Raw genomic sequence first — 19533 nt, 5'->3', positions numbered from 1 at the left:
CGGATCCGTCCGGTTCGCCGCGCGTCAGGCGGCGGCGTGCAGGTGCAGCTGCTGCGCCTCGAAGCGCTGCGCGAGCTCCTCGGACGGCAGCGCCTGGCAGACGAGCCAGCCCTGGATATGGTTGCAGCCCATCTCCGTCAGCAATTCGCGCTGCGCCTCGGTCTCGACGCCTTCCGCGACGAGTTCGAGATCGAGCGTCTGCGCGAGGCCGACCACCGCCGACACGATCGCGCGATCGTTGCGCGAGGTCAGCAGGTTCTCGACGAAACTGCGGTCGATCTTCAGCTTCGCGAGCGGGAAGCGTTGCAGATACGCGAGGCTCGAATAGCCGGTGCCGAAATCGTCGATCGCGAAGCGGATGCCGAGATCGGTCAGCTCCTCGAGCAGCCCCTTCGCCTGCGCGGGATCGTGCATCAGCAGGCTTTCGGTGATCTCGAGCACGATGCGGCGCGGATCGATGCCCGTCAGCGCGATCGCCTCGCGCACGCTCTGCGTGAAGCGCGGGTCGCGGAACTGCTGCGGCGACACGTTGACCGCCACGTATTGCAGCGCGAGCCCCTGGCGATCCCATGCGACGAGCTGCATGCACGCGGCCTTGAGCACCCAGTTGCCGAGGTAGTTGATCAGGCCGGTCGATTCGGCCAGCGGGATGAAAGTCGCCGGCGGCACGAGGCCGTGCACCGGATGGCGCCAGCGGATCAGCGCCTCGACGCCGACCACCGCGCCCGACTGGCTGCGCGTGATCGGCTGGAAATGGAGCGAAAACTCGCCGTTGCGCACGCCGTCGTACAGGTCGGCCTCGAGCTTCAGCCGTTCGGCGTCGGCCGGATCGTCGACGGGCGCGTGGAACGCGAGCGCGTTGCCGCCCGACGCCTTCGCCTGCGACAGCGCATGGTCGGCGCGGCGCAGCAGCGGGCTGTGGTGCTGCGCACGATGCGGCGCGGGGCGCTCGTCGGGGTACAGAGCGATGCCGATGCTCGCGGACAGGTGCACGGTCTGCCCCTGGTACACGTAGGGCTCGCGCACCGCGGCCTGCAGCCGGCGGGCGAGCGCATCGGCCGCGTGGCTCGCCTGCGTGCGGTCCGGCGCACAGAGCACGACCGCGAACTTGTCGCTCGCGACGCGCGCGAGCCGCTCGTTCGGCGTGACGAGCGCTTTCAGCCGCTGCGCGGTCTCGCGCAGCAGCATGTCGCCCGCGTCGTAGCCGAGCGCGCGGTTGATCCGCTGGTAGTCGTCGAGGTCGAGCAGCAGCAGCGCCGCGCAGGTGCCGTCGCCGTCGGCGGCCTGCTGCGCGCGCATCAGCGCGGGCACGAGCGCGGACAGATTGTCGAGCCCGGTCATCGGGTCGTGGTGCATTTCGTAGGTCAGGCGTGCCTCGAGCGCACGCCACGACGACACGTCGAACGCCGCGATCGCGAACCCGTCGACGCCGTGGTGGCGGCTCTTGAACGCACGGATCTCGACGTCCAGCGGGTAGGTGAGCGACTTGACGATGCACATCGTCGCCTTCTCGACCTGGCCGGAACGCGCGGCGCGCGCGAGCAGGCCGTCGAGCGCCGCGGTATCCTGTTCGGCGATCAGGTCGCGCAGCGTCAGCGTGTGCAGGTAGTCGCGGTGGTAGCCGATGAAGCGCAGGCTCGCGTCGGACACATACAGGAAGCGCAGTTCGCGGTCGACATGGGCGAGGAAATCCACCGTGCCGACCGTCTGTTCCAGCCAGTTGCGCACGGAGTCGTCGCGGCGCGGCGCACCGGCGCGCGCGGGCATCAGCGCGCCGCCCGACCAGGCGAAGCGGCGCAGCGTATGCAAGGCGCTGCGCCAGGAGCCCTTGCGTGACGTCTGTTTCCTGTTGGCTTCCATGTTTCTCGCTGACGTGAAGGGCTGGAACCGGATGTCCGGAAGGAATAACGGCAGACTGTGCGGAATCTTTAACGAGCCGGCCGCGGCTGGCGCGGCCGCCGGACCGGATCGGTCATGCAAATGTTCGATTGGCGAACACCGGCATGGTCTATATCGACGCTGACTTTATAAGAAATGAGGACGCAGATGAAGCGAAAACTGTTGCTTGGCGGCGCCGTGGCGGCGCTGGTGGCCGGCCATGCGCTGATGGCGCAGGCGGAGTTGAAGCCGGGTGCCGACGCGCCCGATTTCACGACGCAGGCGTCGCTGGGCGGCAAGACTTACACGTACTCGCTCGCGGACGCGCTGAAGCAGGGGCCCGTGGTGCTGTATTTCTACCCGGCCGCGTTCACGAAGGGCTGCACGATCGAGGCGCACGCGTTCGCGGATGCGGTCGACCGTTACAAGGCTTACGGCGCGACGGTGATCGGCGTATCGGCCGACAAGATCGACACGCTGACGAAGTTCTCGGTGAGCGAATGCCGGAGCAAGTTCCCGGTCGCGGCCGACCCGGACGCGAAGATCATCCGGGAATACGACGCGAAGCTGCCGGCGATCGACCGCGCGAACCGCGTGTCCTACGTGATTTCGCCGGAAGGGAAGGTGCTGTACGAATACACGAGCATGTCGCCCGACAAGCACGTCGAGAACACGCTCGCTGCCGTGAAGGCATGGGCGGACGCGCATCCGAAGCAGTAAACGGGCGGTCCGCGCGTCGCAGCGGCTCGTCGCACGGGCCGCCGGTGCGGATCGATGCGTCGCCCGCGCCGGCCACGCTGCCCGCACGGTGGCCGGCGCGGGCGACGCGCGTCATGCGCGCAATGCCTGCTCGATCGGCACGCTGCCGCCGACGAAGCCGACGATCTTGCGCGAGATGCCGAGCTTGATCGCTTCGATCGCGGCCCACGCCACGTCCTGGCGCGAGACGGGCGGCGCGGGCTCGACCCGCTCCTCCGTCAGCGCGATCTTGCCGACGCCCGGCGTGTCCGCGAGCGGGCCGGGGCGCAGGATCACGTAGTCGATGCCGGATGCGATCACGCGCTCGTCGCCTTCGCGCTTCATCTGCGAATAGTGGCGCAGTGCGTCGGGGCTCTGCTCGGGCCGGTACGCGGACAGCGAACTGATCACGACGAGCTTTTGGACGTTGTATGCCAGCGCATACTCGGCCGCGCGGGCGACCGCGTCGCGGTCGACCTGCTCCTCTTCGGCCGCGCCTTCCGATTCGGCCGAGCCGGCGGCATAGATCACGTGCGTGATGCCCTGGAACGCGTGCGAGAAATCGTCCGTTAGATCGGCCTCGACGACCTTCGCGCCCGGCAGCGTATAGCCTTGCCGCCGCACCAGCGCCGTGACCTCGAACTCCGGCTGCTCGAGCAGCAGATCCGCGCAGGCCTGGCCGGTTCGGCCGGTCGCGCCAATCAGCAATACCTTCGTCGTCATGAAACCGCTCCTTGCTCGATGCGTCATCCTTCCAGATAGGGACGGACGACCGATAACTCAAGTGTAATGTCGATTGGCCGCGGCGGTGGCCGCGTATTAAGGGGCATACCGGCGGCGGGCATACCGGTGCGGGCGTACCGACCTCGGGTGCCCGCCTCGGCTCCGCGGCGCGGGCATACGACGCGACGGGCACTCCGGCGCCATTCATTCACACACGGATGCGGGAATGACGCGCCGACCGGCTATCATGTGCGCGATGCATTTTTCGCCGCTACGTCTTACAACGCATCGGCCCACCGGTTGGAGTACACATGGCATTACCCCTGGACAACGTGAGCATGGCCGTGTTCTGCGACTTCGAGAACGTCGCGCTCGGCGTGCGCGACGCGAAGTACGACAAGTTCGACATCAAGCCCGTGCTGGAGCGCCTGCTGCTGAAGGGCAGCATCGTCGTGAAGAAGGCCTATTGCGACTGGGATCGCTACAAGGGCTTCAAGGCGTCGATGCACGAGGCGAGCTTCGAGCTGATCGAGATTCCGCACGTGCGCCAGTCGGGCAAGAATTCGGCCGACATCCGGCTCGTCGTCGACGCGCTCGACCTCTGCTACACGAAGTCGCACGTCGATACGTTCGTGATCATCAGCGGCGACTCGGATTTTTCGCCGCTGGTGTCGAAGCTGCGCGAGAACGCGAAGAAGGTGATCGGCGTCGGCGTGAAGAAGTCGACGTCGGACCTGCTGGTCGCGAACTGCGACGAATTCATCTTCTACGACGATCTGGTGCGCGAGCAGCAGCGCGCGCTCGCGAAGCGCGAACAGCAGCAGCGCGCGGGCAACGGCGGCGCGAAACGGCCGGACGAACCGGCCGCTTCGCGCAAGCACGACATGGACGCGCGCAAGGCCGAGGCGATCGCGCTGGCGGTCGAGACGTTCGACGCGCTCGCGTCGGAGCGGGACGACGTCGGCAAGATCTGGGCGTCGGTGCTCAAGAGCGCGATCAAGCGCCGCAAGCCGGATTTCAACGAGTCGTATTACGGATTCCGAGCGTTCGGCAACCTGCTCGACGAGGCGCAGGCGCGCGGGCTGCTCGAAGTGGGGCGCGACGACAAGTCGGGCGCGTTCGTGTCGCGGGCGCGCCAGTCGGCGGCCGCGGAGCATGCCGCGGCGGGCGGTGAGAACGGCGGGTACGGCGGCGCGCACCATGGGTCGCGCGCGGCGGAGCCGGCGCGGGCCGGGCGCAATGCGCAACGTCGCGGGCAGCGGGCGGAAGCGGTCGCCCATGAAAGCGTGCAGGTCGAAGCGGACGAGGCGGAACTGCTCGACGCCGACGTGGCGCCGGTGACGCCGCCGGCAGAAGCGGTCGAAGCGGCCGAAGCGCACGGCGACGCGAAGGATGGCCGCAAGCGCGCGCGCAAGAGCGCGGCGAAGAAGACCGGCGCGAAGAAGGGCGCCGCCGCGAAGCGCGCGGGCCTTCACGGGGCCGGGAAGGCCGAAGACGCCGCCCACGACACGGCCAAGCACGACGGCGACCCGCACGCGCACGGCAGGCATGCCGACGACGCGCACCGCGACGCGGAGCACGGCGACGCGCGGCCGGTCGGCGGGATTCAAGCCGTGACGCACGCCGGGCCGGCGGCGGGCGATGCCGGTGGCGAGAGCGCCGCCCAGCCGTCGCACGACGCGGCGCCGGTCGACGCGAACGCCGAAGCCGCTGCGCAAGCGCCGGCCGCTGCCAAGCCGAAGAAGCCGGCCCGCAAGGCGGCGCCGCGCGCGCGTCGTCCGCGCAAGACCGCGGCGGACGCCGCCGAGTAAGGTTGGTCGTCCGGGTGTCGCCCGCTCGCGGCGGCACCCGCGCCCCGACGCGGGCCGGTGCAACGCCGGCCCGTCGACCTAGCCGTTCACCGCATAAGGCTGCGTCATCACTTCGAGGAAGTGGCCGTCCGGATCGTCGAAATACACGCCGCGGCCGCCATTGTGACGGTAGATCTCGTCGGGTTGACGCTTCGCCGGATCGGCCCAGTGCGGCAACCCGCGCTCGCGAATGCGCGCGAGCACGCGATCGAACGCCGCTTCGTCGATCAGGAACGCGTAATGTTGCGACCTGATTTCCCCCGCCTGTTCGTAAAAGTCGAGCGACACGCCGTTGTCGAGCGCGACGACCAGCATCGCGCCGAACGGCGTCGGCGGCGGCAGTTCCAGCAGCTCGGTGAGGAAGCGGCTCGACGCGCGCTTGTCGCGGCACCAGACGATCGTATGGTTGAGCTGGACGTTCATGGCGGGTTCCCGGGAACGGGCGCGAGGGTGGACATGGACACACGATAGTCGATCGCCGCCTGCGTGCAAGCGGGGCTGGCGGCGAACGGAGCCGCCGCGGGTGGCCGGGCGCGATTCGTCGGCTGAAACGATCTGGACGATCGGCTACTTTTTCGGGAGCAAAGGTCATTGGCGCGGCTTTTTGCGCCGCCAAGAATCCCTGTCAGGCATCGCCGTCATCCGCCGGATGACCGAGCGGCGATGCGCAACAGGGAGACAGACGATGCGCTTCATGCTGAACGGCCAGCCGTTCGATTTCGACGGCGATCCCGCCACGCCGCTGTTGTGGGTCATTCGCGACGCGGCCCGGCTCACCGGCACCAAATACGGCTGCGGCATCGGCGCGTGCGGCGCCTGCACCGTGCATCTCGACGGCGAGGCCGCGCGTTCGTGCGTGCTGCCGGTCGCGAGCGTCGCGGGCCGCGCGGTCACGACGATCGAGGGGCTGTCGCACGATCGCTCGCATCCGGTGCAGCGCGCGTGGATCGAGAAGGACGTGCCGCAGTGCGGCTACTGCCAGTCGGGGATGGTGATGGCCGCCGCCGCGCTGCTCGCGCGGCATCGCAAGCCGACCGACGCGCAGATCTACCAGGCCGTCACGAACCTGTGCCGCTGCGCAACCTACTCACGCATCCGCGGGGCGATCCATGTCGCGGCCGGCTGACGCGGGGCGGGCGCGACCTGCGCCGAACGCGTCGCGGCGCGTGTTCCTGAAGGGCGGCGTCGCGCTGGCGGGCAGCCTGCTGCTGCCGCTCGCGATCGGCGACGTCGTGCATGCGGCGGGCGACGGCGCGGGCTTTCGCGAGATCAACGACTGGGTGCGGATCGACGCCGACGGCAGGACGATCATCGGCCTGTCGCAGGCGGAAGTCGGGCAGGGCGTCTACACGGGGCTGCCACAGGTGCTCGCCGACGAGATGGACGCCGACTGGCGCAGCGTGACGGTCGAGTTCGTCACCGGGCGCGATGCGTACCGGATCGACGCGGCGAACGAGGCGCCGCAGCAGTTCGTCGGCGCGTCGATGTCCGCGACGATGTTCTACACGCGGCTGCGCATCGCGGGCGCGCAAGCGCGTTCGGCATTTCTTCGGGCCGGCGCCGCGCGGCTCGGCGTACGCGACACGCAGTGCGTGACGCGCGACGGCCGCGTGATCCATCCGCCGAGCGGCCGGTCGCTGTCGTACGGGGCGCTCGTCGCGGCCGCCGCGACGTTGCCACCCGACCCGCGGCCGCGCCTGAAGCCGGACTCCGCGCATACGCTGATCGGACGTCCGCTGCACAAGGTCGACGTGCCCGCGAAGATCGACGGCAGCGCGATCTTCGGCATCGACGTGCAGGTGCCCGACATGCTGGTCGGCGCGCTGACGATGGCGCCGACGCTGAACGGCCGGCCGACGGCCGTGAAGAATCGCGACGCGCTGCGCGCGATGCCGGGCGTCGTGGACGTCGTGCTCGCGAAGGACGCGGTGATCGTCGTCGCGCACACCTACTGGCAGGCGAAGCAGGCGTGCGACGCGGCGGACGTCGTGTGGGACGCCGGCGCGACGCCGGCGTTCGACAGCGCGACGATCCTCGCGCAGCGCAAGGGCGCGCTGCAGGCCGGGCACGCGGTGGTCGCGACGACGATCGGCGACCCCGCGCGCCGGCTCGCCGATGCAGACACGATCGTCGAAGCCGACTACCACACGCCGTACATCGTTCACGCGACGATGGAGCCCGTCAACGCGACCGTGCACGTGCGGGCGGACGAGATCGAGGTGTGGGGGCCGATCCAGGGGCAGGACAAGGTGCGCTGGACGCTGTCGGCGCTGTTCAACGTGCCGGCCGAGCGCGTGATCGTCAACACGACGTTTCTCGGCGGCAGCTTCGGCCGCAAGTACGTGCCCGATTTCGTCGTGCACGCGGCCGTCGCGTCGAAGGCGCTCGGGCGGCCCGTGAAGGTGATCCGCTCGCGCGAGGACGACATCCGTCACGGCTTCTATCGGCCGTGCGCGTCCGCGCGGCTGCGCGCCGCGCTCGGCAGCGACGGGCTGCCCGTCGCGCTGCATGCGCGCGTGGCCGGCCACTCGCTGTATGCGGCGATCAAGCGCGATCGTTACGACAACGCGGGCGGCTGGGACGAAACGATGCTCGACGGCCTGTACGACCTTTGCTACGACGTGCCCAACCTGCTGGTCGATTCGGTCACGGTGATGCAGCCGATTCCGGTCAGCTTCATGCGCAGCGTCGGCAGCACGTCGACGGTGTTCTTCCTCGAGAGCTTCGTGAACGAACTGGCGCACACGGTGCGCGCCGACCCCGTGCGCTACCGGCGTGCGTTGCTGAAGCACGACCCGCTCGCGCTGCGTGTGCTCGACGCGACGGCCGCGCGCGCGAACTGGTTCGGCCGGGCGCCGACCGGCGTGTCGCGCGGCGTCGCGTATTCGCTGTACACCGGGCGCGGCGGCGCGTTCAGCACGCATGTCGCGACGATCGCCGAAGTGCGCGTGACGGACGGCCACGTGAAGCTCGAGCGGATCGTGTGCGGGATCGACTGCGGCCGCGCGATCAATCCGCTGCTGATTCGCGAGATGGTGGAAGGCGGCGTCGGCTTCGCGCTGACCAATACGTTCAGAAGCGAGATCACGTTCGAGCATGGCGCGGTCGTGCAGCGCAATTTCACCGACTATCCGCTGCTCGGCCTGGCCGCGATGCCGAAGATCGAGGTCGTGATCGTCGACAGCGATCGCGACCCGCAAGGCTGCGGCGAAGTCGCGTTGCCGCCCGTCGCGCCGGCGCTCGGCGATGCGATCTGGCGCGCGACCGGCGAGCGGCCGCGCTCGATGCCGTTCGCCACGCCGCTCGCGACCTGAACGATTCCGGTGTTCCCCGCAAGGCCGACGGCGCCCGGTGCGCCGCCGGTCGATATCAAGCACAACTACACGACTGGTCTGGAGATCTTCACGAACACCTTCCGTACGGCCGCGACGGCCGTTTCGTTCGCGGCCGCGGCCGCGTCGCCGGGCGCGCATGCGCAGAGCAGCGTGACGCTGTACGGCATCGTCGACACGGGCGTGCAGTATTACAACAACGCGGCGGGCGGCGGAGCGGTCGCCGGGATGCCGTCGCTGACCGGCGAAGTGCCGTCGCGCTTCGGGCTGCGCGGCATCGAGGATCTCGGCGGCGGCTATCGCACGTTCTTCGTGCTCGAGAGCGGCTTCGCACCGAACTCGGGCGCGTTGAACTACGGCGGCCGCCTGTTCGGCCGGCAGGCGAACGTCGGCATCGAGTCGCCGTACGGCGCGCTCACGCTCGGGCGGCAGATGAACATGTCGATGCGGGTGCTGCTCAATGCCGACGTGATCGGCCCGTCGATCCATTCGATGGCGAGCTTCGACAGCTATCTGCCGAACGCGCGCAGCGACAACGCGGTCGGCTATCTCGGCCGCTTCGGCGGCCTGACGCTTGGCGGCACCTACAGCACCGGGCGCGACGGCGCGGGCCCGGCCGGCCCGTCGGCGACGAACTGCGCGGGCAACGTGGCCGGCGACCCGGTCGCGTGCCGCCAGTACACGATGATGGCCGCGTACGACGCGCCGCAGTTCGGCGTGGCCGCATCGTATGACGTGATGCACGGCGGCACGGGCGCGTCGGCGCCGCTGTCGAATCCCGGCTATACCGACACGCGCACGATCGTCGACGCCTACGTGAAATTCGGCAGCGCGAAACTCGGCGCGGGCTGGATTCGCCGCAACACGGCGGCCGCGGCGCACAGTCAGTCGGACATCTTTTTTGCGGGCGGCACGGTATATGCGACGCCGGCGCTATCATTCGACGCGCAGGCGCTGCGCTATCTGCTGCGCGGCCGCTACGACTCGAACCTGTTCGTCGGGCGGGCGAACTACAGCCTGTCGAAGCGTACGATGGTCTATACGTCCGTCGGCTACATGACGAACAGCGCGCTCGGGACGTCGGCCGTGGCGGCCGGCGGCACCGTCGACGCCGGCCGGAACCAGGTCGGCGTGATGGCGGGCATCCAGCAGCGCTTCTGAGCCGGCGGCGCGCACCACGGGGGCTTCGACGATGACGACCGATCTTCTCAGCGACGTGCTGACCGACCTGCGGGCGGATGCGGTCGTCACCGGGCGCTTCACGCTGAGCGCGCCGTGGGCGATCCGCAAGCCGGCCGTTGCGGGCGCGCCGTTTCGCATCTGCACCGGCAGCCCGTTCTTCCTGGCGGTCGCGGGCGCCGCGCCGGTGTCCGTCGAGCCGGGCGACTTCGTGCTGCTGCCGCACGGCGACGAGCACGTGATGGCGTCGTCGCTCGACGAGCCGCCCGTGCCGTTCGACCGGCTGATGGCGGACAAGGGCATCCGGCCGCGCTTCGACACGCCGCTCGAATTCGTCGCGGGCGGCGGCGGCGCGACCAGCGACCTCTATACCGGGATCGTCATTTATCGCGACATCGTGCGCAGCCCGCTGTTCTCCGTGCTGCCGCCGCTGATCCACGTCCGCGCGAACGACGCGGCCGTCGCGCCGTGGCTCGCGAGCACGCTGCAGAGCTTCATCGAGGAATCGATGGCGTGCCAGCCCGGCTGGGCCGTCGCCGCCGCGCGTCTGGCCGATGTGCTGTTCGTGCAGCTGTTGCGCGCGCACCTGCAGTCGTCGGCGAATCACACGGGCTGGCTGCGCGGCCTGACCGATCCGCAGATCGGCCGCGCGATGGCGCTGATGCATCGCGACCCGCGCCGCAACTGGCAACTCGCGAGTCTCGCGGCCGACGCCGGCATGTCGCGCTCGCGCTTTTGCGCGCGTTTCGCCGAACTGGTCGGCGAGACGCCGATCGGTCACCTGACCGCGTACCGGATGTATCTGGCGAGCGGCGAGCTCGTGCACGGCAGGTTGCGGCTGATCGAGATCGCCGAGCGGGTCGGCTACACGTCGGAGAAGGCGTTCGCGCGCGCGTTCCACCGCTGGTCGGGAATGGCGCCGCGCCGCTATGCACGCAACGCACGGGATCTGTATGACCTCGCACGACATGGATGACCGCGTCTCACTCTATCGGGTGCCGGCGCTTGCCCGCGGGCTCGCGATTCTCGAAACGGTCGCGCTCGCGCGGCCGCCCGCGAGCGCCGCGGCGCTCGCGGCCCGGCTCGGCGTGCCGCGCAACTCGATCGCGCGGCTGCTGAGGACGCTGGTGGGGCAGCAGTTCCTGAGCGTCGACCCGCACGGTCGCTACCGGCCCGGGCCGGCGGCGGAGCAGGTCGCCGCCGCGTACCTGGGCGCCCGGCCGGAGGTGGCGCACGCGCAGCAGGTGCTGCAGGCGCTGTGCGCGCGCAGCGGACTGGCCGCGCAGTTGCTCGGGCGGGACCGCGCGGAAGTCGTCGTACTCGCGCAGGCGGTGCCTGACGGAGCCGCCTGTGTGCTGACACGCGTGGGTGCGCGCTTCGTCGGGTGGGCGGAAGAGGGTGCGGATAGGGCGGATGCCGGCGTAGGCGACGTTCGGTCGTTCGGCCGGCCCGGCGGATCTCACGGCGCGCCCGGTATCGTCGCGATGCCGGTGGGTGCGCGCGGCGCGCTGGCGATCGGCGTCACGCTCGATGCGTGGGACGACGCGCGGCGGCGGGACGTGCGCCCGATGCTCGGCGACGCGGCGCAGCACCTGTCGGACGTGCTGGCTGATTTGGCCGATATGGTCGATATGGTCGATATGGTCGACACGGCCGATCGTCGCTGAATCGCGCGGCCGATCCGCGACCGCGGGCGCCGCGATCGTCCGCCGGCGCCGGGCGGCACACGGAACGAAAAAACGAGAACGGGGCGATACGCCCCGTCGATCCGTGTACGACCGGTGGTTACTCGCCGGCGACTGCCGGCCCGCCGCGATTGCCCCGGCGGTTGCGCCGTTTCTCGCCCCACACGCGGAACCGGTCCATGTACAGATAGACGACCGGCGTCGTATAGAGCGTCAGCACCTGCGACACGATCAGGCCGCCGGCGATCGCGATCCCGAGCGGCGCGCGCAGCTCGGCGCCGTCGCCGTTGCCGAACGCGAGCGGCAGCGCGCCGAGGAGCGCCGCCATCGTCGTCATCATGATCGGGCGAAAGCGCAGCAGGCACGCCTCGTGGATCGCGTCGAACGACGATTTGCCGTTGTTGCGCGTCTGGTCGATCGCGAAGTCGACCATCATGATCGCGTTCTTCTTCACGATCCCGATCAGCAGGATCACGCCGATCAGCGCGATGATGCTGAATTCGGTCTTGAACAGCAGCAGCGCGAGCAGCGCGCCGACGCCGGCCGACGGCAGCGTCGACAGGATCGTGATCGGGTGGATGTAGCTCTCGTACAGGATCCCGAGCACGATGTAGACGGCCAGCAGCGCGGCGAGGATCAGGATCGGCTGGTCGTTCATCGACTGCTGGAATGCCTGCGCGGTGCCCTGGAAGCTGCCGACGATCGTCGGCGGGACGCCGACCTGCGCCATCGTCTGGTAGATCACCTGCGTCGCCTGCGACAGCGACACGCCCGGCGGCAGGTTGAACGAGATCGTCGTCGCGACGAACAGCCCCTGGTGGTTGACCGACAGCGGCGTCGTGCTCGGCCCGAACGTCGCGATCGCCGACAGCGGGATCATCGTCGACTTCGACGTCGACACCGACGCACCCGACGACGCGCTCGACTTGCCGCTCGCCGCGATCGAGTTGAGCGCCTGGTTGCGCGCGGAGTCCGACGCGATCGCCGCGGCGCTCTGCGTGGCGGTGCCGGCGCTCGACGTGCCGGCGGACGTCGCGACGTAGGTGCCCGCGGCTGCGTTGGTGGTCTGCGAGCCGTTCGCGCTGCCGCCCGACGTGCTGATCCACACCTGGTTGAGCATCTCGGGGCTCTGCCAGTACTTCGGCGCGACTTCCATCACGACGTGGTATTGGTTCAGCGGGTTGTAGATCGTCGAGACCTGGCGCTGGCCGAATGCGTCGTACAGCGTGTTGTCGATCTGCGCGGGCTTGATGCCGAACCGCGCGGCGGTCGCGCGGTCGATCGTCACCATCGCCTCCATCCCGCCTTGCTGCTGGTCGGAGTTCACGTCGGTCAGCTCGGGGCGCTTCTGCAGCGCTTCGGTCAGGATCGGCCCCCACTTGTACAGGTCGGCGCTCGAATCGCCGAGCAGCGTGAACTGGTACTGCGCGTTGCTCTGCCGGCCGCCCACGCGAATGTCCTGCGCGGCCTGCAGGAACGTGCTCGCGCCCGCGACGTCCGACAGCGGCGCGCGCAGTTGCTGGATCACCTGGTCGGCCGTCAGCTTGCGCTCGGTGCGATCCTTCAGCGTGACGAACATGAAACCCGAGTTGGTCTGCGTGCCGCCGGTGAAGCCCGCGACGCTTTTCACGTTCGGATTGCTCTGCACGATGCGCATCATCTCGGAGAACTTCAGCTTCATCGCCTGGAACGACGTGGACTGGTCGGCCCGGATGCCGCCGATCATCAGCCCGGTGTCCTGCTGCGGGAAGAAGCCCTTCGGCACGACGACATACAGGTACACGTTCAGCCCGATCGTCGCGAACAAGGTCAGCAGGATCAGCAGCGGCCGGCGCAGCGCCCACGACAGCGAGCGCTCGTAGCCGCGCTGCATGCGGCTGAAACAGCGTTCCAGGAATCGCGCGAAGCGGCCTTCGCTCTGCGGGTCGTGCGATTCGGGCAGCAGGCGCGCGCACATCATCGGCGTGACCGTGAGCGACACCGCGAGCGAGACGGCGATCGCGAGCGACAGCGTCAGCGCGAACTCGCGGAACAGCCGCCCGACGATGCCGCCCATCAGCAGGATCGGCAGGAACACCGCGACGAGCGAGATGCTCATCGACAGCACCGTGAAGCCGACCTCGCGTGCACCGTCGAACGCGGCCTGCATCCGCGACTTGCCGTTCTCGATGTGCCGCGAGATGTTCTCGAGCACGACGATCGCATCGTCGACGACGAAGCCGGTCGCGACGATCAGCGCCATCAGCGACAGGTTGTCGATCGAGAAGCCGAGCAGGTACATCGCGCCGAACGTGCCGATGATCGAGATCGGCACCGCGACGCTCGGGATCAGCGTCGCGCGCCAGTTGCGCAGGAACAGGAACACGACCATCACGACGAGGCTGACCGCGATCAGCAGCGTGTGCTCGGTGTCCTTCAACGACGCGCGGATGGTGGTCGAACGGTCGAGCACCGGCGTGACCGTGATGTCGGCCGGCAGCGACGCGGTGAGCTGCGGCAGCGCCGCGCGCACGCGGTCGATCGTGTCGATGATGTTCGCGCCGGGCGAGCGGTAGAGGATCACGAGCACCGCGCGCTTGCCGTTCGACAGGCCGAGGTTGCGAAGATCCTCGACCGAATCGACGACGTCGGACAGGTCGGACAGCCGCACGGCCGAGCCGTTGCGATACGCGACGACGAGGTCGCGGTACTGCGACGCCTGCGACGCCTGGTCGTTCGTATAGAGCTGGTAATGCTGCGGGCCGAACTCGATCGCGCCCTTCGGCGCGTTGGCGTTCGCGGACGCGAGCGCCGCGCGCACGTCCTCGAGGCCGATCCCGTAGTGGAACAGCGCCTGCGGTTCGAGCTCGACGCGCACGGCCGGGTTCGCGGAGCCGCTCACCGTGACCTGGCCGATCCCGTCGATCTGCGACAGCGACTGCTGCAGCACCGTCGACGCCGAGTCGTACAGCTTCGCGGGCGACGAGGTCTCCGACGTCAGCGACACGATCATGATCGGCGAATCGGCCGGGTTGACCTTGCGGTAGGTCGGGTTGCTCTTCAGCGCGGCGGGCAGGTCGGCGCGTGCCGCGTTGATCGCGGCCTGCACGTCGCGCGCGGCGCCGTCGATGTCGCGGTTCAGGCCGAACTGCAGGATGATCCGCGCATTGCCGACCGTGCTCGTCGACGTCATTTCCGAGACGTCCGCGATCGAGCCGAGGTGCCGCTCGAGCGGGCTCGTCACGCTGGTCGCGACGGTTTCCGGGCTCGCGCCGGGCAGCGACGCCTGCACCGAGATGGTCGGGAAGTCGACCTGCGGCAGCGGCGAGACCGGCAGCTTGACGAACGCGAACAGGCCCGCGAGCGCGACGCCGATCGCGAGCAGCGTCGTCGCGACGGGGCGGGTGATGAAGGGGCGCGACAGGTTCATCGCTCAGGCATCCGTACGCGTGTCGGCACCGGGGCCGTGGCGTTCGAACCAGCCGCGCACGCGGCGCGCGAGCGAGTCGAAGCCGAGGTAGATCACGGGCGTCGTGAACAGCGTCAGCACCTGCGACACGATCAGGCCGCCGGCGATCGCGATCCCGAGCGGCTGGCGCAGCTCGGAGCCCGCGCCGGAGCCGACGATCAGCGGCACCGCGCCGAGCAGCGCGGCGAGCGTCGTCATCAGGATCGGCCGGAAGCGCAGCAGGCACGCCTGGTAGATCGCCTCGCGCGGCGGCTTGCCTTCGACGCGCTCGGCCTCGAGCGCGAAGTCGATCATCATGATCGCGTTCTTCTTCACGATGCCGATCAGCAGCACGATGCCGATGATCCCGATGATGTCGAGGTCGTGCCCGGTGATGATCAGCGCGAGCAGCGCGCCGATGCCGGCCGACGGCAGCGTCGACAGGATCGTGATCGGATGGATGTAGCTCTCGTACAGCACGCCGAGCACGATGTACATCGTGACGATCGCCGCGAGGATCAGGAACAGCTGGTTCGACAGCGACGCCTGGAACGCGAGCGCCGCGCCCTGGAAGCGGGTCTGGAACGACGCGGGCAGGTTGATGTCCTTCTCCGCGGCCTCGATCGCCTTGACCGCTTCGCCGAGCGACGCGCCGGGCGCGAGGTTGAACGAGACGGTGGTCGACGGGAACTGCGACAGGTGCGCGACCAGCAGCGGCGACGGCCGTTCGTGGAACGCCGCGATCGACGACAGCGGCACCTGGCCGCCGCCGGCCGACGGCAGGTAGATGTCGTTCAGCGATTGCGCGTAGTGCTGCTCCTTCGGCTCCGACTCGAGAATCACGCGGTACTGGTTCGACTGCGTGAAGATCGTCGACACGATGCGCTGGCCGAACGCGTCGTACAGCGCGTTGTCGACGGTCGCCGGCGTGATGCCGAAGCGCGCGGCGCTCGCGCGGTCGATCTCGATGTAGACGGACTGGCCGTTGCTCTGCAGGTCGGTCGCGACGTCGGCGAGCGACGGCTCCTGCTGCAGCCGTGCGACGAGTTTCGGCACCCAGGTCGCGAATTCGTCCGAATTCGGGCTCGTCAGCATGAACTGGTACTGCGTCGGGCTGACGGTCGAATCGATCGTCAGATCCTGTACCGACTGCATGAACAGCGAAATGCCGGTGATGTTCGACACGCGGTGCTGCAGGTCGCGGATGATCTGCGCGGCCGTCTCGGAGCGCTCGTCGCGCGCCTTCAGGTTGATCAGCATCCGGCCGCTGTTCAGCGTGATGTTGCTGCCGTCGACGCCGATGAACGAGGTCAGGCTCTCGACGTTCGGGTCCTTCAGGATCTCTGCCGCGAGCGCCTGCTGGCGTTCGGCCATCGCACCGTACGAGATCGACTGCGGCGCCTGCGTGATCGCCTGGATCACGCCGGTGTCCTGCGCGGGGAAGAAGCCCTTCGGCACGTAGATGTAGAGCAGCGCGGTGAACGCGAGCGTCAGCAGCGCGACGACGAGCGTCGAGCGCTGGCGGTTCAGCACCCATTCGAGCGCGACCCCGTAGCGCGCGATCACCCGGTCGATCACGCGGTGCACGCGCGCCTCGAAGCGGTGGCTCTCGGGCGGCGGCGAATGGTGCAGCAGCTTCGCGCACATCATCGGCACGAGCGTGAGCGACACGATCGCCGAGATCACGATCGTCACCGCGAGCGTGATCGCGAATTCGTGGAACAGTCGCCCGACCACGTCGCCCATGAACAGCAGCGGGATCAGCACCGCGATCAGCGACACCGTCAGCGAGATGATCGTGAAGCCGATCTGCCGCGAGCCTTTCAGCGCGGCCTCGAGCCCCGTTTCACCTTCCTCGACGTAGCGCGCGATGTTCTCGATCATCACGATCGCATCGTCGACGACGAAGCCGGTCGCGATGGTGAGCGCCATCAGCGACAGGTTGTTCAGCGAGAAGCCGGCCAGGTACATCACCGCGAGCGTGCCGATCAGCGACAGCGGCACCGACAGGCTCGGGATGATCGTCGCGTAGATGTTCGCGAGGAACAGGTACATCACGAGCACGACGAGCGCGACCGCGAGCAGCAGCTCGAACTGCACGTCGCGCACGGCCGCGCGGATCATCGTGGTGCGGTCGGTGACGACCTCCACGTCGAGCGCCGCCGGCAGCGTTTCCTGCAGCTTCGGCAGTTGCGCCTTGATCGCGTCGACCGTCTGGATCACGTTCGCGCCGGGCTGGCGCTGCACGTTCAGGATGATCGCGGGGTCCGAATTCACCCACGCGCCGAGCTTGGTGTTCTCCGAGCCGGCGACGACCGTCGCGACGTCGGTCAGCATCACCGGGCGGCCGTTCTTGTACGCGACGACCGCGCTGTTGTACTGGTCGGCGCTCGTCAGCTGGTCGTTCGCGTTGATCGTGTACGCGCGCGTCGGGCCGTCGAAGTTGCCCTTCGGCGTGTTCACGTTCAGGTTCGAGATCGTCGTGCGCAGGTCGTCGAGGTTCATCCCGTACTGCGCGAGCGCGGTCGGGTTCGCCTGGATGCGCACGGCCGGCCGGTTGCCGCCCGACAGGCTGACGAGGCCGACGCCCGCGATCTGCGAGATCTTCATCGCGAGGCGCGTGTCGGCGAGATCCTGCACCTGCGTGAGCGGCAGCGTCTTCGACTTGACGGCGAGCGTGATCACCGGCGCATCGGCCGGGTTGACCTTCGCGTAGATCGGCGGCGCGGGGAGGTCGGACGGCAGCAGGTTGCCGGCCGCGTTGATCGCGGCCTGCACTTCCTGTTCGGCGATGTCGAGCGGCAGGTCGAGCGAGAACTGCAGTGTGATCACCGATGCGCCGGCCGAGCTTTGCGACGACATCTGGTTCAGCGACGGCATCTGCCCGAACTGCCGTTCGAGCGGCGCGGTGACCGACGACGTCATCACTTCCGGGCTCGCGCCCGGGTAGAAGGTCTGGACCTGGATCGTCGGGTAGTCGACTTCGGGCAGCGCGGCGAGCGGCAGGAAACGCAGTGCGACGAGACCGGCCAGCATGATCGCCGCCATCAGCAGGGCGGTGCCGACCGGCCGGAGAATGAAAAGACGGGATGGATTCATCGAGCGGCCCGCGCGTTACTGGGCGGCGGAGGCCGCTGCCTGCGACGCGCCGTGCCGGTGTCCGCCGCGATGGCCGCCGGCGCCCGACGCACCCGACGCCGCAGCGGCGCCGCGCGCGCCCGACGCGCCTTTCGGCTTGTCGGCCGGGATCGAGATCTTCGCGCCTTCGCGCAGGCGGTCGGAGCCGTCGGTCACCACGCGCTCGCCGACCGTCACGCCGCTGACGATGCTCGTGCGCTCGCCGTCGACCGGGCCGATCGTGACCTTGCGCACCGTCACCGTGTTGTCGGGTTTCACGATGTAGACGAACTGGCCGATCGAGCCCGTCAGCACCGCGGACGTCGGCACGATCGTCGCATTGCGCAGCACGTCGACGAGCAGGCGCGTGTTCACGAACTGATTCGGGAACAGCATGCCGGTCTTGTTATCGAAGTTCGCGCGCAGCTTGACCGTGCCGGTGCTCGTGTCGATCTGGTTGTCGAGCGTCGCGAGCGAGCCCGTCTCGAGCGGCACCGTGTTGTTGCGGTTGTACGCGGTGACCGACAGCTTCTGGCCCGCGTTCACCTGCTTGAGAATCTGCGGCAGGTTGTCTTCCGACGTCGTGAAGATCACGCTCATCGGCTGCAGCTGCGTGATCACGACGATGCCGTTGGTGTCGCCCGGCGTCACGTAGTTGCCGGGGTCGACCTGGCGCAGCCCGACGCGGCCCGACACGGGCGCCGTGATGCGGGCGTACGTGAGGTTCAGCTTCGCGGAATCGATCGCGGCCTGGTCGGTCTTCACCGCGCCTTCGTACTGCTTGACGAGCGACGCCTGCGTATCGACGGTCTGCGACGCTATCGAGTCCTGCGACAGCAGCGTCTGGTAGCGCTTCAGGTCGAGGCGCGCCGTCGCGAGCAGCGCCGCATCGCGCGCATGCGTGCCTTCGGCGTTCTCGAGCGCGACCTGGTACGGGCGCGGGTCGATCTGCGCGAGCACGTCGCCTTTCTTGACGATCTGGCCTTCCTGGAACGACACCGACTGCAGGTAGCCCGACAGCTGCGTCTTGACCGTCACGTTCGCGAGCGGCGTGACGGTGCCGAGCGCGGACAGCACGATCGGCATTTCGCCCTGCGTCGCGGTCGCGACCTGCACGGGCTGCGGAACGTTCGCCATCGCGGCGGGGCCGCCGCGGCCGCGGTGACCGCCTGCGCCGCTGGCGCCGGCACTTTTCGCGGCCGTGCTGCCGGCGGCCGGCGTGCGGTTCCACGGGTGCCACCACAGCAGGCCGCCGATGACGACGACCGCGAGCGCACCGGCCATCAGCGTGCGGCGCGGGCGCCGTGCGGCGGGGGACGCGGGGTCTTGCGAAGGGGGCGTGGGCTTTTGTTCGTTATCCATCGTGTTCTGTCAGGAAGACGGCGCGGCGTGCCGGAAATCGGACTGCGGGGCTGCGCGTGGAAGAGCGGCGCCGGGAGGGGGCGCCCGGCTCGGTCCGGGGCCCCGCCGGCCTGCGCGGGAAAAGAGCGGTGCGCGCCGGGAATGCGGCGCGACGATGGGCATGATCCTACGTCCCGTCCCCGTTACAGTCCAGTGGTCTATCTTTCAACGGGTTACGGTCGTTACAGAACGCGACAACGCGA

At 69.0% G+C, this 19533-nt stretch carries 13 protein-coding genes; 7 read left to right on the top strand and 6 right to left on the bottom strand.

The features are described from left to right. Positions 1-24: 24 nt before the first annotated feature. Positions 25-1767: a putative bifunctional diguanylate cyclase/phosphodiesterase gene (cdpA, locus tag HWX08_RS24945; RefSeq protein ID WP_208454963.1), complete on the bottom strand. Its 1743-nt coding sequence runs from the start codon at positions 1765-1767 to the stop codon at positions 25-27. A gap of 279 nt (positions 1768-2046) precedes the next feature. On the opposite strand from cdpA, the gene HWX08_RS24940 reads away from it, so the two are divergent. Continuing rightward, the gene (locus HWX08_RS24940; protein WP_069256200.1) at positions 2047-2598 is read left to right on the top strand and encodes a peroxiredoxin; all 552 of its coding nucleotides are present in this window, start codon (positions 2047-2049) and stop codon (positions 2596-2598) included. Positions 2599-2709: 111 nt separating this feature from the next. On the opposite strand, the gene HWX08_RS24935 is transcribed toward HWX08_RS24940, so the two are convergent. Further along, positions 2710-3339, bottom strand: coding sequence for an SDR family oxidoreductase (locus HWX08_RS24935; protein ID WP_174922037.1), 630 nt, complete (start codon positions 3337-3339; stop codon positions 2710-2712). Between the two features lie 311 nt (positions 3340-3650). Here HWX08_RS24935 and HWX08_RS24930 point away from each other — a divergent pair, with 311 nt between their 5' ends. Then, entirely contained in the window at positions 3651-5150 is a 1500-nt protein-coding gene (locus HWX08_RS24930; RefSeq protein ID WP_174922036.1) for an NYN domain-containing protein, read from the top strand. Between the two features lie 78 nt (positions 5151-5228). Here the strand turns inward: HWX08_RS24930 and HWX08_RS24925 are convergent, their stop codons facing one another. After that, complete coding sequence (locus HWX08_RS24925; RefSeq protein WP_069256203.1) at positions 5229-5612, bottom strand: VOC family protein; 384 nt, start codon at positions 5610-5612, stop codon at positions 5229-5231. Positions 5613-5874: 262 nt separating this feature from the next. Between HWX08_RS24925 and HWX08_RS24920 the strand changes: the two genes are divergently transcribed. The 5 genes from HWX08_RS24920 to HWX08_RS24900 all read left to right on the top strand — a co-directional run bounded on the left by HWX08_RS24920 (position 5875) and on the right by HWX08_RS24900 (position 11367). Beyond that, entirely contained in the window at positions 5875-6315 is a 441-nt protein-coding gene (locus tag HWX08_RS24920) for a (2Fe-2S)-binding protein (protein ID WP_174922035.1), read from the top strand. Then, positions 6299-8503 carry a xanthine dehydrogenase family protein molybdopterin-binding subunit gene (locus HWX08_RS24915; protein ID WP_174922034.1) on the top strand — a complete coding sequence of 735 codons (2205 nt, stop codon included), beginning with the start codon at positions 6299-6301 and terminating at the stop codon, positions 8501-8503. The genes HWX08_RS24920 and HWX08_RS24915 overlap by 17 nt, the downstream gene beginning before the upstream one ends. A gap of 84 nt (positions 8504-8587) precedes the next feature. Beyond that, positions 8588-9682, top strand: a complete 1095-nt coding sequence (locus HWX08_RS24910; RefSeq protein ID WP_174922056.1) for a porin — start codon at positions 8588-8590, stop codon at positions 9680-9682. 31 nt (positions 9683-9713) lie between these two features. Continuing rightward, complete coding sequence (locus HWX08_RS24905) at positions 9714-10676, top strand: AraC family transcriptional regulator (protein WP_174922033.1); 963 nt, start codon at positions 9714-9716, stop codon at positions 10674-10676. Next, positions 10669-11367: a helix-turn-helix domain-containing protein gene (locus tag HWX08_RS24900; protein ID WP_244122768.1), complete on the top strand. Its 699-nt coding sequence runs from the start codon at positions 10669-10671 to the stop codon at positions 11365-11367. Before HWX08_RS24905 ends, HWX08_RS24900 begins: the two co-directional genes overlap by 8 nt. Positions 11368-11485: 118 nt before the next feature. Here the strand turns inward: HWX08_RS24900 and HWX08_RS24895 are convergent, their stop codons facing one another. From HWX08_RS24895 to HWX08_RS24885, 3 genes are read right to left on the bottom strand one after another with little or no spacing between them, the layout of a single operon-like run. Then, positions 11486-14794 carry an efflux RND transporter permease subunit gene (locus HWX08_RS24895; RefSeq protein ID WP_174922031.1) on the bottom strand — a complete coding sequence of 1103 codons (3309 nt, stop codon included), beginning with the start codon at positions 14792-14794 and terminating at the stop codon, positions 11486-11488. A gap of 3 nt (positions 14795-14797) precedes the next feature. After that, positions 14798-17911, bottom strand: a complete 3114-nt coding sequence (locus tag HWX08_RS24890; protein WP_174922030.1) for an MdtB/MuxB family multidrug efflux RND transporter permease subunit — start codon at positions 17909-17911, stop codon at positions 14798-14800. 15 nt (positions 17912-17926) lie between these two features. After that, positions 17927-19291, bottom strand: coding sequence for an MdtA/MuxA family multidrug efflux RND transporter periplasmic adaptor subunit (locus tag HWX08_RS24885; RefSeq protein ID WP_069256211.1), 1365 nt, complete (start codon positions 19289-19291; stop codon positions 17927-17929). Positions 19292-19533 lie beyond the last annotated feature (242 nt).

This window comes from Burkholderia metallica, from assembly GCF_902832845.1.
Lineage (GTDB): Bacteria > Pseudomonadota > Gammaproteobacteria > Burkholderiales > Burkholderiaceae > Burkholderia > Burkholderia metallica.
The sequence above is the reverse complement of the archived record's forward strand: the minus strand, read 5'-3'. Positions and strand labels throughout refer to the sequence as shown.

What these genes read in the sequence shown, in the direction of transcription:
- HWX08_RS24920 (WP_174922035.1), top strand. Translation starts at nt 5,875, where the DNA reads ATGCGCTTCATGCTGAACGGCCAGCCGTTCGATTTCGACGGCGATCCC.
- HWX08_RS24900 (WP_244122768.1), top strand. Translation starts at nt 10,669, where the DNA reads ATGGATGACCGCGTCTCACTCTATCGGGTGCCGGCGCTTGCCCGCGGG.
- HWX08_RS24915 (WP_174922034.1), top strand. Translation starts at nt 6,299, where the DNA reads ATGTCGCGGCCGGCTGACGCGGGGCGGGCGCGACCTGCGCCGAACGCG.
- cdpA (WP_208454963.1), bottom strand. Translation starts at nt 1,767, where the DNA reads ATGCCCGCGCGCGCCGGTGCGCCGCGCCGCGACGACTCCGTGCGCAAC.
- HWX08_RS24885 (WP_069256211.1), bottom strand. Translation starts at nt 19,291, where the DNA reads ATGGATAACGAACAAAAGCCCACGCCCCCTTCGCAAGACCCCGCGTCC.
- HWX08_RS24930 (WP_174922036.1), top strand. Translation starts at nt 3,651, where the DNA reads ATGGCATTACCCCTGGACAACGTGAGCATGGCCGTGTTCTGCGACTTC.
- HWX08_RS24940 (WP_069256200.1), top strand. Translation starts at nt 2,047, where the DNA reads ATGAAGCGAAAACTGTTGCTTGGCGGCGCCGTGGCGGCGCTGGTGGCC.
- HWX08_RS24890 (WP_174922030.1), bottom strand. Translation starts at nt 17,911, where the DNA reads ATGAATCCATCCCGTCTTTTCATTCTCCGGCCGGTCGGCACCGCCCTG.
- HWX08_RS24935 (WP_174922037.1), bottom strand. Translation starts at nt 3,339, where the DNA reads ATGACGACGAAGGTATTGCTGATTGGCGCGACCGGCCGAACCGGCCAG.
- HWX08_RS24925 (WP_069256203.1), bottom strand. Translation starts at nt 5,612, where the DNA reads ATGAACGTCCAGCTCAACCATACGATCGTCTGGTGCCGCGACAAGCGC.
- HWX08_RS24895 (WP_174922031.1), bottom strand. Translation starts at nt 14,794, where the DNA reads ATGAACCTGTCGCGCCCCTTCATCACCCGCCCCGTCGCGACGACGCTG.
- HWX08_RS24905 (WP_174922033.1), top strand. Translation starts at nt 9,714, where the DNA reads ATGACGACCGATCTTCTCAGCGACGTGCTGACCGACCTGCGGGCGGAT.